The 15900-nt window shown below is 63.8% G+C and carries 15 protein-coding genes; 1 reads left to right on the top strand and 14 read right to left on the bottom strand.

Annotated elements, in window-relative coordinates; translation table 11 throughout:
- From ACEQZY_RS07410 to ACEQZY_RS07345, 14 genes are all read right to left on the bottom strand, one after another.
- Positions 1 to 285: porin (locus ACEQZY_RS07410; protein WP_370153342.1), on the bottom strand; the 285-nt coding region annotated here is incomplete at its 3' end.
- 621 nt (positions 286 to 906) lie between these two features.
- The gene (locus ACEQZY_RS07405) at positions 907 to 2043 is read right to left on the bottom strand and encodes a DUF1513 domain-containing protein (RefSeq protein ID WP_370153340.1); all 1137 of its coding nucleotides are present in this window, start codon (positions 2041 to 2043) and stop codon (positions 907 to 909) included.
- 2 nt (positions 2044 to 2045) lie between these two features.
- Positions 2046 to 3125 (bottom strand): imelysin family protein, encoded by a 1080-nt coding sequence (locus ACEQZY_RS07400; RefSeq protein ID WP_341701927.1) that lies wholly within the window; start codon positions 3123 to 3125, stop codon positions 2046 to 2048.
- A 39-nt stretch (positions 3126 to 3164) separates the two neighbouring features.
- The gene (locus tag ACEQZY_RS07395) at positions 3165 to 4676 is read right to left on the bottom strand and encodes a di-heme oxidoredictase family protein (protein WP_370153338.1); all 1512 of its coding nucleotides are present in this window, start codon (positions 4674 to 4676) and stop codon (positions 3165 to 3167) included.
- Between the two features lie 24 nt (positions 4677 to 4700).
- Entirely contained in the window at positions 4701 to 5981 is a 1281-nt protein-coding gene (locus tag ACEQZY_RS07390; RefSeq protein WP_370153336.1) for an imelysin family protein, read from the bottom strand.
- Between the two features lie 60 nt (positions 5982 to 6041).
- Positions 6042 to 6869 carry an energy transducer TonB gene (locus ACEQZY_RS07385; protein ID WP_370153334.1) on the bottom strand — a complete coding sequence of 276 codons (828 nt, stop codon included), beginning with the start codon at positions 6867 to 6869 and terminating at the stop codon, positions 6042 to 6044.
- Between the two features lie 7 nt (positions 6870 to 6876).
- Positions 6877 to 7353: a protein TolR gene (tolR, locus tag ACEQZY_RS07380; protein WP_370153332.1), complete on the bottom strand. Its 477-nt coding sequence runs from the start codon at positions 7351 to 7353 to the stop codon at positions 6877 to 6879.
- 21 nt (positions 7354 to 7374) lie between these two features.
- The gene (locus tag ACEQZY_RS07375) at positions 7375 to 8001 is read right to left on the bottom strand and encodes a MotA/TolQ/ExbB proton channel family protein (RefSeq protein ID WP_341702022.1); all 627 of its coding nucleotides are present in this window, start codon (positions 7999 to 8001) and stop codon (positions 7375 to 7377) included.
- A 285-nt stretch (positions 8002 to 8286) separates the two neighbouring features.
- Positions 8287 to 9258 carry a mitochondrial fission ELM1 family protein gene (locus ACEQZY_RS07370; RefSeq protein ID WP_370153330.1) on the bottom strand — a complete coding sequence of 324 codons (972 nt, stop codon included), beginning with the start codon at positions 9256 to 9258 and terminating at the stop codon, positions 8287 to 8289.
- Positions 9252 to 10007, bottom strand: coding sequence for an MBL fold metallo-hydrolase (locus ACEQZY_RS07365; protein ID WP_341701920.1), 756 nt, complete (start codon positions 10005 to 10007; stop codon positions 9252 to 9254). The genes ACEQZY_RS07370 and ACEQZY_RS07365 overlap by 7 nt, the downstream gene beginning before the upstream one ends.
- Before the next feature lie 21 nt (positions 10008 to 10028).
- Positions 10029 to 10832 carry a TatD family hydrolase gene (locus ACEQZY_RS07360; RefSeq protein ID WP_341702021.1) on the bottom strand — a complete coding sequence of 268 codons (804 nt, stop codon included), beginning with the start codon at positions 10830 to 10832 and terminating at the stop codon, positions 10029 to 10031.
- Positions 10833 to 10839: 7 nt separating this feature from the next.
- Positions 10840 to 12396 carry a methionine--tRNA ligase gene (gene metG / locus ACEQZY_RS07355; protein WP_370153328.1) on the bottom strand — a complete coding sequence of 519 codons (1557 nt, stop codon included), beginning with the start codon at positions 12394 to 12396 and terminating at the stop codon, positions 10840 to 10842.
- Between the two features lie 67 nt (positions 12397 to 12463).
- Entirely contained in the window at positions 12464 to 14257 is a 1794-nt protein-coding gene (locus tag ACEQZY_RS07350; protein ID WP_370153326.1) for a tetratricopeptide repeat protein, read from the bottom strand.
- Positions 14258 to 14260: 3 nt separating this feature from the next.
- Positions 14261 to 14809 carry a hypothetical protein gene (locus ACEQZY_RS07345; protein ID WP_370153324.1) on the bottom strand — a complete coding sequence of 183 codons (549 nt, stop codon included), beginning with the start codon at positions 14807 to 14809 and terminating at the stop codon, positions 14261 to 14263.
- Positions 14810 to 14883: 74 nt separating this feature from the next.
- Between ACEQZY_RS07345 and ACEQZY_RS07340 the strand changes: the two genes are divergently transcribed.
- On the top strand, positions 14884 to 15894 hold the full coding sequence (locus tag ACEQZY_RS07340) for an aspartate carbamoyltransferase catalytic subunit (RefSeq protein WP_341704530.1): 1011 nt from the start codon (positions 14884 to 14886) through the stop codon (positions 15892 to 15894).
- Positions 15895 to 15900: the final 6 nt, after the last annotated feature.

The following is a 15900-nucleotide window of genomic DNA, read 5'->3' as shown; positions in this document are numbered from 1 at the left end:
GCTGTAGGTGGTGCCTTCCAGCTCGACGCGGCCACCGACGACGGTGCCGTTGTCCAGCACGCCGCGGATGTTGAACCAGATTTCGGCGTCCTGGCCGAGGGCCTGGGCGCTCTGGTCGGTCTGAGCCTGCTTGTCGCGATCCTGCACCTTGTAGAAGGAGGTGTAGTAACCGCCGACGGTCACGCCGACCGGCACTTCCTTGGTCTGGGCGTTTGCAGCGCCGGCGACCAGAAGCCCGGCAGCGGCCGCGAGGGTCGTCTGCAGAAGCAGCGTCTTCTTTGTCATCCCCTATTTTCCTTTTCGTCCTCAATCCCGGATCAAATCAGTGGTCCGGCTGCACCCGCCGCCGAGGCGGGAAGATGCAGCCGGCGCACTGCAAGGCTAAGCAACTAATCCCGGTAGACTAATTGCTGAATGCTTCGATACGGGCAGCTGACAGTAATGGTCAAGAAGAGGCTGACTTTCCAATGAATTAGAGTCTGACACGTGACTTAAAAGACACACAGATATTCTATTATTTCAACGAGTTGCAGATGATTATTGGTTGAGAAGTTCCATCTAATACTTACATTTTTTCATTATTATCGAAGTTTGTTCCAATTTCTTTATTTATTGTTCTATTGTACGGAACGAAATTATCCAGAATTCCCGCCCACTCAGATCGATAAGCCGGAAACTTCAGTAGTTACGCGTTTTCAGGAGCCCCCGATCCTCATATGAAACAAAAATCGTTTCATATTCCCGTGGCTTCTTGGCGCTCCGATCTGCCATTCATGCAATCAAGTCCCGTGCCAGACGGCAGCCGGACTACTGCCATCTGGCTTCATGCCAGACGAGAAGCAAAACACCCAGGAATCTGGCCGGCCCTGCCGAGAACGCCAGACCGACTCGCAGGTATCACAGACCTCAGGCGGTTCTGCCCGACACGGTCATCATGTGATTGTCCCAGCGCAGGCGGTGTGCGGCATCAGCCTCCGGCCTCAGCAACGAGAGGCCTTCCTTCCACAGGAGCCGGGCCCCGGTGCCCGCCGACAGCATGAAGCCCCCCTTCCCGCCAGAGGCACCAATGCCGCAGACATCGGCAAGTTCGGCGCGGAACAGCAGCGGACAGCCCGCTGCAGCCAGATTCCAGATCAGCACGCGATTACCCCGCGGACTGCTGACCGCAAGAAACCGGCCGGACCGGTCCACCGCCGCACTGCCGCAATACTGGCGCAAGGCGGCCCGCTCGGCTTCCGGCATCGGCAGATAGGAGAATTCACCGCCCGCGCTGCGCGTATCATGCAGCGCAACCAGCGGAACGGCATCATCGCGCGGCCCTTCATACTGCATGGCTACGGCAACCCGTCCCATGTGATCGATGGCGATATGGCGGGTACTCAGCTGACGCAATTCGGCAGCCGGCTTCACCATGCCGGCCAGACGGCCGTCGCGGCTGTCGATATAGACCAGCGAAGGGGCCATGTCCGGTATGTTCAGTTTCAGCCTGGGCATATCGGCCCGCATGAGGATGCCGCCATTGGCGACTGCCAGCGTCTGGCCATCCGGCATCAGCAGAATCTCGTGCGGATCCAGACCATGGGTGCTCCATTCGCCGACCCGGCGGTAGCCGTCGCGCGCATCATAGATTCCGAGAACCCCCTCACCCTGGGAGGCGATGACTTCAGTAGCAAACAGCAGGCGTCCATCACGGGTATAGGCGCCATGACCGCAGAAGCTGCGGTCATCAGCAGCCCGGATCATGTGCCGCTGTTGCCCGGATCGCAGGTCGAAGACTACTGCGAAATCACCCGGCCGGCGCCCGAAAGCGACACCAGATCCTCCGTCCGGACAATGGGCGAAACTATGCCCGCGCTGCGGCAAAGGTATGGAGTAATGAATGTGGCCGTTCTCGTCAAAGCCGGCAAAACCATATCCATCCGCAGAGCCATAGGCATTGACATAGAGCCGTGCGGAAGAGGCCGCCAGGGCGTGGCGAACGGGCAGGAAAAGGCTGCCGGCCATGGCGGCGATCACCGCGCGGCGGCTGACAGAGGACATCATGTTCAGTCTCCGTCCAGTGCGTTGAAGCCGACTGGCACATCAATGGCAATCGGCAGCTTCTGCAACAGCAGATTCTTCAGGACGATGACCTGCGCAGCCAGGGCTTCCACGCGGTCGCGCATGGCGCGATCCTGTACTGCCGCCTCAAGCGGAAGCCGAATGGCCTGTGCGGCTGCTCCGGCCATGTCGAAGGCGCTACGAATCTCCGTGTCCAGTTCGGCATCAGTCATGGCCGGCGCGAAGGCCTGCCGATAGAGGTCGGCGGCCGCCTGCAGATTACGGGTAATGTTGCGCATGGACCGTTCGCTGCGCCAGGCCTCGGCCAGGCGCGGCCGGGCCTGCTCCAGGCTGGCACCCAGCGGGCGGGCCAGCTTGTGGTCGGCCACCAATTCGACGGCCGTATACAGGCTCTTGAACAGGTCGAGGGTTGCATCCTTCGTCTCGACATAACGACCATCGCTGTGACGGACATCGGTCACGGCCAGGGCATAGGGCGGGTCTCCACTGCGCCACTCCTTGGCCGTATCCCCGGCCATCCCGGCAAGGTTGCGGCTGATCGCCACGGTATACTGACAGCGGAAGACGGCCTGATCGCCGGACAGCAGCCGTTCGGCATCCCGGCCGAACAGCAGGCGTTCCAGAACCGGCAGACCCTGCACTGCGACACTGCCCTTCGCCAGCCGCTCAGCAGACAGCGCGTCCGGATCGCGCTGAGACAGCATTTCGGCCATCTGTTTGCTGATGGTGTTCCGGGCATCGGGCCAGAAGGCAATGCGCTGGCTGCGGAAAAACAGGTCGATTGGCCCGAAGCGGACATGCTGGATATCCTGCCAGGCATCGACGGCTGTGTTGTACGCCTGCTGCAACGGCGCGAGGCCGCTGCCAGACGGCGCGGCGCAGAAGCGACGGGATTCAGCCGCCAGGCCGGCCATGGCGGCGGCCAGGGCATCATATCGCGGCAGGATATGCCGTTCGACGGCATTGCGATTGATGGCCCTGTAGGCTGCGGTATCCAGCGCCAGTGCCGGGGCACTGATGACGGTCAGGAGAAGCAGGAGCGGAACGGAAAATCGGGGCGACATGGCGCACCTCCGGGAGCTGGGGAACTGGAAACAGGATCGTCAGAGCGACTGAATGAATGCCAGCAGGTCATGCCGCTGGTTGCGGCTCATCTGGATCACATTCAGCCGTGCCCGCCGGGCCTCGCCATCATGCCACAGGATCGCTTCCAGCAGATTCCGGGCCCTGCCATCATGCAGCAGGAAGTCATGGCCGCTGACGGTCCGGGTCAGACCGATGCCCCAGAGCGGTGCCGTCCGCCACTGCCGGCCATTGGCCAAACCTTCCGGGCGATGATCTGCCAGCCCCTCGCCCATGTCATGCAGAAGCAGGTCGGTATAGGGCCAGATGACCAGACCGGCCAGCTCCGCGGGAACACCTGCCTTGCCGGTCTGGTGGCGCGGAACATGGCAACCGGCACAGCCCGCAGCAGCGAACAGTGCCTTCCCGCGCAGCACAGCTGCAGTCTGCGGATCGCGCCGGACCGGTACCGCGAGATTCCGGGTGTAGAAAACCACCAGGTCGAACATGCGGCGGGGCACTTCGATCCCTTCGGCTGGATCATCGCCGGTTGGCCCCTGACGGCAGAGCGTCTGGGCCGACGTGCAATCCCCATGCGATGCCGGCGTCAGATGGGTCGACAGGCCGATATCCCCGGTAAACGCAAAAGCCGTCTGGTCCGCGATCGTGGCGGCGCCTGCCTTCCAGCCGAACCGGCCTGTGGCGATGCGCTGCAGATCCGGACTCCACACCCTGTTCGGCTGCCCGGCGATTCCGTCGCCATCCGCATCCTCAGGGTCTGCGCGTACCAGCAGATCGCCCTCCGGAATCGCCTCCAGCAGTCCAAGGCCGATCATCTGCGGAGCAACGCGTGGCGACAGCATCACCTGTGGATGCAGAGGCCCGTATTGCAGGCGATCGATGCCGTATACCGGGCGGCGCAGCATCACGGTCTCGCCGTCAGAAAGATCCACAGGGGATTCACTGTACCCGACCCGCAGGCTTCCTTCCGCATGCAACCCCTGCACGGAGAAATTCTGCAGCTGCGTCCCGTAGACGGGGTCAGGTATCACTGGTACCCGCAGGCTGGACAGCAGGTCCTGATGCTGGCTGGTCTGTGGCGGGATGCTGAGCCGAAGGAACATCGACACCGCTTCTTCACCAGCAGCCGGCGGGCGACCGCGGCCATCCTTCAGATGGCAGCTTTGGCAGCTGCGGGCATTATAAAGCGGTCCAAGGCCATCCGAGGCCGTTGTCGAACTGGGGGACGATGTCCAGAGTTTGCGGAAAACTCCATCGCCCACCCTGAAATCGAGCTGGCGTCTGAAGTCGATGGTGGCCGACGGGTGTGAAAAGACCGAGCGGTTCACGGCCTTGAAAGAGGTTGCCGCGCCACCGGGGCGCTCTTCACCGGGCTCGAGCACGGCCATGACACCGCCCGTTTCGCCCGCCTGTAAGGACGAAGCCGGCAACAGCAAACCGCCCAGCAGCAGGATCAGCAGCAGCCCGCGCCGGCATGATGGCAATGGCTGTGCCATACCGCCAGTCTGTATAGGACCCTGGCGGATCACCATGACCCGGCGATCCGCAGCATCACCCTATTTCTTTCCGACCTTCTCGGGTGCATCGAGGCTGTCCGATCCCTCGAATGCAATCGGCTTCAGCTTGAGACTCGCCACCACACGCTCAAGGACCCTGGTCTGATCGGTCAGGCTGTCGATGCCGGCCTGGATGGTCGCATTGCCGTCCGAATTGTTCTCGCCGATCATCTGGTCATAGGCTTCTATCGTTTCGGCACGCTGCTTGATTGCCATCATGGATTTCTGCGAAGCCGCAAGCTTATCCAGCATTTCCTTGTCGAGATCCGGCGCCAGCTTGCGCACCAGATCGCTGACCGACCGTCCTTTGACCTGTTTGCCGTCGGCACGGGTATATTCGCCGCGATAGACGGCAACCATGCCCATTACGTCGTAGTAGTGCGAATTGTGAGTGTTATCCGAGAAACAGTCATGCTCCTCTTCGGGATCATGCAGCAGCAGTCCGAGCTTCATCCGCTCGCCGGCCAGCTCTCCATAGGACAGGCTGCCAATCCCGGTCAGGATCGCACTGATGCCGCCATCAATGCCGTTTTCCGTCAGGGCCACACGGGCCTTGCCGCCGACTTTCCAGTCGCCGGCCATCTCGGCCAGATCGTCGACCAGGAGCTGTGTCGCTACTTTCAGATACTGAGCCCGCCGGTCGCAATTTCCGTTGGTACAGCCGTCCTTCGCATAGTCTGTCCACGGGCGGTTGCCGGCTCCGGGGCCGGTGCCATTCAGATCCTGCCCCCAGAGCAGAAACTCGATGGCGTGGTAGCCGGTGGCGACATTCGCCTCGACGCCGCCGATTTCCTGCAGCTTGCGCAGCAGCTTCCAGTCAATATGACTGGCATCCAGCACTTTGCCGCCAAACCTGATTTGCCGGTTGGCGATGATATTGGCGGTATAGAGTGGGTTTTCGTCCGATTCCTCACCGTACTTCTCCGTATCGACGTAGTCGATCAGGCCTTCATCCAGCGGCCAGGCGTTGACCCGCCCCTCCCAGTCATCGACCACCGCGTTACCGAAGCGAAACACTTCCGTCTGCTGGTATGATGGTCGCGCGGCGATCCAGGCATCGCGGGCAGCCATCAAGCTGACCTCCGATGGCTTGCTGGTCAGTGTCGTGACTGCCTTCTGCAGCTTGCGCGCCGCAACAAGAGCATCTCCATACATTGCCGCCGCGATATCGCCGTAGGTCTTGAGAATTTCCTGCTTGATCGGTTCGTCTTCCACCGCAGAAGCCGGCATGGCGGAACACAGCCCGGCAGCGCAGGCAAGAATGACAAGCACCTTTCTCATCAGGATCACTCCTCTCCACTTTATTCCGGTGACAGAATGCTCAACCGCCACCGGTGATCGTTATTTCAGGAAGAATTCTACCGGTACGATGATCTCCAGCCGGTCTTTGCCCAGTACATCCGGTATCGGCGGCAGTGGTGATGCCTTCTCGATCATACGTTCGACGGCTTCATCGAGCAGGCGGTAACCGGAGCTGCGTTTGATACTGTGCCGCAATACGCGGCCATCCTGGCCGACCACAAATTCGAGATAGGCCACACCCTCGTGATGCCGGCGCTGCGCACGCCACGGATATTCCTTGTGCTGTTCCAGCCAGGCGGACAGCCGCGCATAATAGTCGGCCTCGGCGCCAGGATTGCCGCCGCTGCTGCTGGCACTGCCACTACCGGCACCCGGTGCTGAGCGCTGGCCAACCTGTCCCTGCGATACCGGCACGGGTGCTGCCGCCATCTTGATTTCCTGCGGTGGCGCTTCGACCGGCTTCTCGACCACCTCCGGCGGCTTCGGAGCCGGCTGCGGTTTCTGCACGACAGGCTTCGGCTTCGGCGGCTCCGGCCTGGGCTTGACGTCAGGCTTCGGCGCCTCGGCCACATCGGTTTCGGGAGCCTTCGACGTGATGACCTGCGGTTCCGGCTCAGGTGGAGGCGGCGGCGGTTCCGGTGGTTTCTCGACCACCTGCGGTTTCTCGGGTTCCGGCGGTTCCGGCGGCGGCGGTTCCGCGGCCTGTGCGCCGGCGGCACCACCGGCAGAGAGCATTACTTCAATGCCCTGCAGCCCATGGTCAACGGCGCCCGGCGGATCACGCAGCGGAAGGCCGACAACGAAGGCCGCCACCACGCCGGCATGGACAAGAATGGATACAGACAGCGAAGTTACACGAGCACGCATGCCCGACTCACTTTCCCGCCGAGCCGGCCTGTGCTTTCGGCAGTGCCGCTGCCCCTTCGGCGACCAGTGATACCTTGTCGTATCCGGCCTGCCCCACCAACCCCATCACTTCCATGACCCGGCCATATTCCAGCGCCTTGTCGCCGCGCACATAAACCACGGAATCCGGCTCCTTGGCCTTGATCTCTGCCAGATGGGCAACAATCTGCCCCTGCTCGATCGGCGTTTTGCGAATGAACAGCTTGCCGTCCTTGTCGATGCTGACGACCAGCGGCTCTTTCGGCGGCGCCACCTTGGAAGCGCTCGTTTTCGGCAGCTGCAGCGGCACGCCCACCATCATCAGTGGGGCGGCGACCATGAAAATGATCAGCAGCACCAGCATGACATCGACCAGCGGCGTCACATTGATTTCTGACAGCGGCCGGTAGCTGCCCATATCGTCATCATCCAGATTGAAACCGCCGCCGGCAGGAGACATCGCCATGACCGTTGCCCTTTCCCTGCCTTATTGTCCGGCTTCGGCGTGATCGTGCAGCGCGCGCTGCGACGTCGCGCTCCGTGCCAGCTGACGGGCGGCCTCGGCAATCGCCGCATTCATCCGCTGGGCAACACGCCCCAGATCGGTGCTGAATTTGTTGTAGGCAATCACCGCCGGGATGGCGGCCACCAGGCCGAGCGCCGTGGCAAACAGCGCTTCTGCAATGCCCGGCGCAACCACGGCAAGGCTTGTATCGTTGGAGCCGGCAATGGCGGTGAAGCTGTTCATGATGCCCCAGACCGTGCCGAACAGGCCGACGAACGGCGCTGCCGAGCCGACCGTGGCCAGAAACGGCAAGCCAGGCTCCAGCTGCCGAAGCTGCTGGATCATGGATTGCCGCATCGCAACCTCAAGCCGGACCCGGAAATCGGTGCGGGTTTCCCCAGGCTCCATCCCTTCGCGCTTCTCACGGGCCGCGGCGGCCAGCACGGCAGCAGACAGGCTGCCACCGGCCTTCTGGCCGCTGGTCAGCAACAGGTCTGCCTTCACAGCGCTCTCAAAGGCCTTGGCCGCACGGCGGGCCCGGCCCAGCTTGGCCAGCTTTTCAAACACGATCGCCCAGCAGACCACCGAGGCCAGAACCAGCAGGGCCATCACGGCCTGGACGACCGGGTCGGCATAGAGAATCATCTCGGTGAAAGAGAAGCCGTGGGCGGCCTCGGCCAGCGGCAAACCTGCAGGGTTAACCGATGGAACGGCGGCCCCCTGGGCCGGAAGCGTCTGATCCATAACGCAAATCTCCATGAGCAGCCGGCTTGGGCCGGTGCTTCCAAATCTGAGGCGCCATAATTAATAATGAGAACCGCTCGCAAAATAAAGCGGCGCCAGACTAAAAAGTTATACTATAACGTCAAATGTGATCAAATGACGCAGCGGCGTCTACCAGCCGAAATGCTGGCGAACCTGCACAGCCAGCGCGTCCATATCGTCCAGCCGGCCATTCTGCCACTGCATGAGCCGGCCATCGAACCACTGGATCAGGCCCCGCTGCAGCAGATTGGCGAAAAACCGTTCGAAGCGCCCGGACTTGCCGGGCAGCCTGGCGACCAGGACCGGCTTGCCGGTGGCGCAGGCTTCGGAAATCATCGAAACGGAATCGCAGGTCACGATGATCGCGTCCGCCAGCCCGAGCAACCCGAAATAGGGATTGGGCCCTTTTCCGTCCCACAGGCTGGCCGGTAGGCTGGCCAGGCCTCCGCGCAGGATCGCCGCCTCGGCTTCGCCGGTGCGCCGCGAAACGGTCGCCAGCAGGCCGCAGCCGGACTGGCCGACCATGCGGCGCAGTTGACCGACGAAAGTCTGCATCCACTCTGCATCCAGCGTGTAATAGCGGTTGTTCCCGCCGATCAGAACCGCAACAAGCGGTGACGGCAGATGCTGGTATTCCTGCCGCAGAGCCTCGGCGCCGCTTTCGAGCTTCAGCCGGGTCACCCGGTGGGTCGCGCCATGCGTGACCAGCACGTTGCTGCCGCGCACACGGTCATGCTCGGGCACCACCAGCAGGTCCCAGTGGCGCGGCGATGCCTTCGGATCCTGGATATGAATGATCGCCGTGCGCCCCCCACTCGCCTTCTTGACCGCCAGGGCCAGCATGGCGGATTTGCGGCCGCAGGTGATCAGCACATCCGGCCACGCATCCCGGAAACCCGCCTGGTCCTGCGGCGCCAACATCGCCAGACTGGCAAAGCCCGGATGCATCGGCAGCCAGCTGTAGGACCAGCGGAATGAAGCCTCCCTGGCCTCCGGCAGATGGAAGCCACCGCCGGCAAACAGCGCCTCGGCCAGGCCCAGCGCCTGGTTCTGCATCCCGACGGCACCGCGCTGCGACACCGCCCAGACTGTTTTCAGCATTCCAGCACCATGCCGTCATAGCCAGGCTCGACACCTGCTGGCAGTTCGGCCCGCAGGCGGTTGTAATCCAGCTCGATATTCATGTTGGTCAGCACGGCACGCTTGGGCCTGACCCGGGCGATCCATGCCAGGGTCTGCTCCAGATGGCTGTGAGACGGATGCGGCAGGTAGCGCAGGGCATCCACCACCCACAGCCGGATACCGGCAAGTGCAGCGAATGCCTCATCATCCAGCGAGGAAACGTCATTCGAATAGGCGAAATCGCCGAACCGGAAACCAAGGGAATGGATCCGGCCATGCTGCTGCTGGATCGGCTGCACATCGATATCGCCGACGCGGAAGGGCCCGTCGATCAGGCTGGTTTCGATAATCGGCGGATAGCCGTCGCTGCTCTTGTGGAAGCAGTAGCCGAATTTCCGTTCCAGCCGGTCCAGCGTGAAGCGGTCGCCATAGGCCGGAATCTGCCGGCGCGCCGCATAGGCCAGAAAGCGGATATCGTCGATGCCATGGGTCTGGTCGGCATGGTCGTGCGACCACAGGATCGCGTCGATCTCGGTAATGCCGTTGCTGATGAACTGCTGCCGCAGATCGGGGCTGGTATCGACCAGCAGCCGGGTCGTATCCGTTTCCACCAGGATCGAACCTCGGCTGCGGCGGTTTTTCGGCTCGGCCGGGTCGCAATCGCCCCAGCTGCCATCGATACGCGGCACGCCCGGCGAGGCACCGCAGCCCAGGATCGTCACTTTCATCCGGCAGCCCGCATGGATGCGTCAGGCCGCACGGCGATCCAGCACCGCAGCCGGCGGTACCTTGGCAAACAACCGCAGGAAATTCCGTGTCGTCTGCTCTGTGATATCGGCAACCGGGCAGCCCTTCAGCCTGGCGAGGAAGGCAGCGGTGTGAACCACGAAGGACGGCTCGTTGCGCTTGCCGCGCAGCGGCACCGGCGCGAGATACGGCGCATCGGTCTCGACCAGCAGATTCTCGATGGGCAATGCAACGGCCGTGTCCTGGACATTGCGCGCCTTGTTGAAGGTCAGGATTCCCGAGAAGGAAACCATCATGCCGTGCCGCACGGCCAGTTCGGCCAGCGCCTGGCCGGACGAGAAGCAGTGCAGCAGGCCGGGAAACTTCCCCCTCGCCATCTCGGCATCGAGAATTTCGGCCGTATCCGCATCGGCATCACGGGTATGGATCACCACCGGCAGGCCGGTCTCACGGGCAGCCGCGATATGGGCCAGAAAGCAGTTCCTCTGCGCCGCGCGGTCGCTGTGTTCATAGAAATAGTCGAGACCGGTTTCGCCGATGCCCACCACCTTCGGATGCTTCGCCAGCGCCACCAGCTTCGCCGCCGTCACATCGACATGATCGTCCGCCTCGTGCGGGTGGACCCCGACGGTGCAGTAGACATCGGGATAGGCCTCGGCAATAGCCAGCACCCGGTCGAACTGGTCCAGCCGGGTCGAGATGGTCAGCATCAGGCCGATGCCGGCGTCGCGGGCCCGGGCGATGACCGCGTCACGCTCCTCGGCGAAATCGGGAAAGTCGAGATGGCAGTGACTGTCGATCAGCAGGGCCATCTCAGCGCTCCTGTGCCGCGACTTCGACATGGCGCGGAAACACGCCCTGCGGCTGCGGCAGCGGCGTGCCGGCGCGCAGGCGGCCCGCCTCGCCCAGATGCGCAAAGCTGCGCGCCGCCTCCGACACGCCAAGCTGCTCCAGCAGCTTCGCCGCCGAGGCCGGCATGAAGGGCTGCGCCAGGATGGCCAGCTGGCGGATCGCCTCCAGCAGGCACCACAGCACCGTCTGCATGCGCGCCGGATCGGTCTTGCGCAGGGTCCACGGTGCCTCGACATCGATATACTTGTTGGCGGCGTCGACCAGATCGAACCAGTGCTGCAGGGCCGTGTGGATCGCCTGTATATCCAGCGCCTCGGACATCCGCTGCAGCAGACTGTCGGCATGGGCCAGCAGAGCCTCGTCCGCTTCGCTCAGGTCGCTGGGGGCCGGAACGGCCGCACCGGTATTCTTGGCGCAGAAGGACAGCGTGCGCTGGGCCAGGTTGCCGAACCCGTTGGCCAGTTCGCTGTTGATGCGGCCGATGATCGCCGCCTTGCGGAAATCGCCGTCATTGCCGAACGGCACTTCCCGCATCAGGAAATAACGGGTCTGGTCGAGACCGTATTCATCGACCAGTGCCAGCGGGTCGATCACGTTGCCCAGCGACTTAGAAATCTTCTGGCCCTCGTTGGTCCACCAGCCATGGGCAAAGACCCGCTTCGGCACATCCAGACCAGCCGCCATCAGGAAGGCCGGCCAGTATACGGCGTGGAAGCGCAGGATATCCTTGCCCACCATATGCAGGTCGGCCGGCCAGAAGGTGCGGTAGGCCTCGCTGCCGGTCTCGGGATAGCCGGCAGCGGTGATGTAGTTGGTCAGGGCGTCGAGCCAGACATACATGACATGGGCTTCGTCACCCGGCACCGGGATGCCCCATTTGAAGGTGGTGCGCGAGACCGACAGGTCCTTGAGCCCCCCCTTCACGAAGCTGACCACCTCGTTGCGCCGGCTCGCCGGCAGGATGAAGCCGGGATTCTTCTCATAGAAATCCAGCAGCGGCTGCTCCCAGGCCGACAGCCGGAAGAAATACGACGGCTCCTTCACCCATTCGACCGGCGCACCGCTGGGCGCCAGCTTCTGGCCGCCCGGGCCATCCTGGAGTTCATCTTCCTGATAGAAGGCTTCGTCACGGACGGCATACCAGCCTTCGTAATGCCCCAGATAGATATTGCCGCTGGCCTCGAGCTTCTTCCACAGCGCCTGTACCGAGGTCACATGGCGGGGCTCGGTCGTGCGGATGAAGTCGTCATTCGAGATATTCATCGCCACGGCCAGATCGCGGAAGGTCTGGCTGACCCGATCGCAGAAGGCCTGCGGGTCGACACCGGCCGCCTCGGCGGATTTCTCCACCTTCTGGCCATGCTCGTCCGTCCCGGTCAGGAACATCACGTTGTTGCCATCCAGCCGCTTGAACCGGGCCAGCACGTCGCAGGCAAGCGTCGTGTAGGCATGCCCGATATGCGGCTTGTCATTCACGTAATAGATCGGCGTGGTGATGTAATAATTCTTTTGGGTCATGGATTTAAAGCTAGGGCAGAAGCGCCTTGGAAGCCAGCCTGCCGGCCGGCCGCGGGAGCTTTTGCTATCACTTGGGGGCGGATTTGGCCAGCCGTTGCAGCGCGGCCGCCACCAGCGGCAGCTGTCCGGCCGGTGGCTTTCCCGCCGCCGGCCTGAATATGCGCATGGTCGGATACCACGGCGTTCCGCTGCCCTGCGCCATCAGGTAGTAGAACAGGCTGCGGCCGCTGGGCGCCAGCACCCAGACCGGCAGCCCCATCGCCCCTGCCAGATGGGCCGTGACATTCGAGACCGTCACGGTCAGGTCCAGCGCGGCGATCTGCGCGGCCAGCCCGTCCAGATCATTGCGGGCATCGATCGCGGGATCGACCACGAGCCGGTCGCCGAACAGGGCCCGCAATTCGGCCAGCTCGGTTTCGGTCACGTCATATTGCAGACAGACGAAACGGCGGCCTGCAGCCTGTGCCAGGGGCGCAAGATCGCCCACCCGGACCGATTTTCCTGCCCCCAGGGCCGGATTGGCGCTGCGCCAGGACAGGCCGGTCAGTATGTCGGTACTGTTCCCGCGGTATTGTGCCCGCAGCCGCGCGGCACGGTCCTGATCCGGCCGCAGCCAGGCCTGCCCTGGCGGCGCGTCCACGGGCAGATCGCCGAGCGGAAGATGCCCATCGAACCCGGCCGCGGTCTGGCCCGGATCCTGGACCGGTCGTTCCTCGGCAAAGGCCAGCCCATCGAAAGACCGGCGCAGCAGCGGCACCAGACGCGGGTCGGTCTCCAGGGTCACGGATGCGCCGCGCGCCAGCAGCGCGGGCAGGTATTGCAGGAACAGCAGCCGGTCGCCCAGCCCCTGCTCGCCCCACAGCAGGAGCCGGCGGCCGGCCGGATCGGCCCCCGAGGGCCAGCGCGGCCAGGGCCAGTGCCGGCGCGGCAGCGGCGGCTCGGCCTTCCGCCAGCGCCAGCCATAGGCCGGCCAGCCCGCCGCGAAGTCGCCGGCGGCCAGCGCCGACAGGCTGAAATTCCAGTGCAGTTCCGGATCCTCCGGCCGCCGCTCCAGTCCGGAGCGGTAGGCTGCAAGGGCCTGCTCCATATCCGCCCGGGCATGATGGGCCTGCCCGAGGGCCTGCCAGGCATCGGCATGGCCCTGACTGGTCTGGACGGCGGCCTGGGCAGCCGCCAGGGCCTCATCCAGCCGGCCGCTGTCCCGGAGTGCGGCTGCCATGTTGATCTGTGCCGACGGGTATTGCGGACGCAGCCGCAAGGCCTGTTCGAAACAGCCCAGCGCGGCCGCCAGATCACCGGCGGCCATCAGCAGGTTGCCCAGATTGTTATGGCATTCCGGCGCCTGCGGCGCATGCCGCACGGCCTCGCGGGCGGCGGTGATGGCGGCCGCGGTTTCGCCCAGGGCCTGCAGGCAGGTCGCCAGCTGCAGGGCGGCCGCGGCATGGCCTGGCCGCAGCGCCAGCACCTGGCGGTAGCCGCCGGCGGCAGCCGACCATGCCCCGCCGGCCCGCTGGGCTTCGGCCCACAGGAAGATCGCGTCCGGTTCCTGCGGCGTGATCTGCCGGGCGGTTTCCGCTGCCTCGCGGGCGGCAACAAAATCACCGGCCGCCAGCAAAGCCTCGGTATAACTGAGCCACAGGGCGGCCTGGCGGCCGGCCAGATCGAGGGCCCGGCGCAGCTGCGAGGCCGCCTCCGGCGCCCGCCCGGTCTGTATCAGCAGGCGCCCCAGCAGATTGATGGCATCCAGGGTTTCCGGCGCATGGGCCAGCACGGCCCGGTACCGTTGTTCGGCTTCAGCCAGCCGGCCCTGGCGATGCGCCTCCAGTCCGGACTGCAGATGCTGTAGCAGGGCCGGCTGCACGGCTCAGCTCTCGAACCGGAAGTCCGGCACGTCGATGCAGCGGTCCAGGAGGCGGCGCAGCAGGCCGCGGACCTGCTCGTAGACCGCCATCAGGTTTTCCGGAACCAGCTGGCGCGGTATCTCGGGCAGGGTCGAAACGCGGAAATCTTCCAGTACATCCTGCTGCATCAGGAAGATGGCCTGCGCAAAGAAATTGATCATGCCGCGACGTTCCAGGGCGGTCAGATACGCGCCCATGGCACGCAGCAGGGCGGAAAAGGCCCGCAGCTTTACGGAGCTGACCTCGTGCAGGATCGGCTCCCGGGTGGATGGCGGAATATTGTCCAGCTTGCTTTCGATCACATCGCAGAAGGACAGGAATTCCTGCACCCGGCGGAAACCATCGGCGTAGTCGGCAAAGGACTGGATGGTGGCCAGCTCGAACATCCGGGTGGTCACGACCTGCACCTCGGTCGCCCGGCTGTTGAGGACCTGCAACAGGCGCAGCGCCTGGCTGACGGGGTCGTTGCCCGCCACGGTCTCGATCTGATTCTGGTGATAGTCCTGCACCATGAAAGCAAAGAAAGCAGAAATTGGTTAACGCTTTCATTGCCGAAATTCCGGAGGATGTGTATGGTCCAGCTTTGATGTCATCGAGTCGCGCTGCAAACACTGCCGAACAGGCCGCCATCCGGCCTCCGGTTACTTTTCCTCACCGCCATCTGCTTGGAATCGAAGGGCTATCCCCCACGGATATCGCCCTCCTGCTGGATCATTCCGACCTTTATGTCGAACTGAACCGGGCGGTCGAGAAGAAGCAGTCCAGCCTGCGGGGCCGGACCATCATCAACCTGTTCTTCGAGAACTCGACCCGGACCCGGACCTCCTTCGAGCTGGCCGGCAAACGGCTCGGGGCCGATGTCATCAACATGTCGGTTTCGACCTCCTCGGTCAAAAAAGGCGAGACCCTGATCGACACGGCGACCACCCTGAATGCTATGCACCCGGATCTGCTGGTGGTCCGCCACCAGGATTCGGGCGCCGTGGCCCTGCTGGCCCAGAAGGTCGGCTGCGGGGTGATCAACGGCGGCGACGGCAGCCACGAGCATCCGACCCAGGCCCTGCTGGATGCCCTGACCATCCGCCGCCGCAAGGGCTCGCTGCAGGGCCTGCTGGTGGCCATCTGCGGCGACATCCTGCACAGCCGGGTTGCGCGGTCGAACATCCACCTGCTGAACACCATGGGCGCGCGGGTGCGGCTGATTGCCCCGCCGACCCTGCTGCCGGCCTATGCCGAACGGCTGGGCGTCGAGGTTTTCCATGACATGCGCAAGGGCCTGACCGATGTCGACATCGTCATGATGCTGCGCCTGCAGATGGAACGCTTCCAGGGTGCTTTCGTGCCCTCGACCCGCGAGTATTTCCACTTCTACGGCCTCGATCACGACAAGCTCGGTTTTGCCAAGCCCGATGCCCTGATCATGCATCCGGGCCCGATGAACCGCGGCGTCGAGATCGACACCGAAGTGGCCGACGACATTCACCGCAGCGTCATCCATGAACAGGTCGAGATGGGGGTCGCCGTCCGGATGGCCTGCCTGGAACTGCTGGCCCAGCACCTGCCCAACTGGAGCGGCACCACGCCGCCCGGTCTCTGACGCGGA

This window comes from Ferrovibrio sp., assembly GCF_964218355.1.
Classification (GTDB): Bacteria; Pseudomonadota; Alphaproteobacteria; order Ferrovibrionales; family Ferrovibrionaceae; genus Ferrovibrio.
The sequence above is the reverse complement of the archived record's forward strand: the minus strand, read 5'-3'. Positions and strand labels throughout refer to the sequence as shown.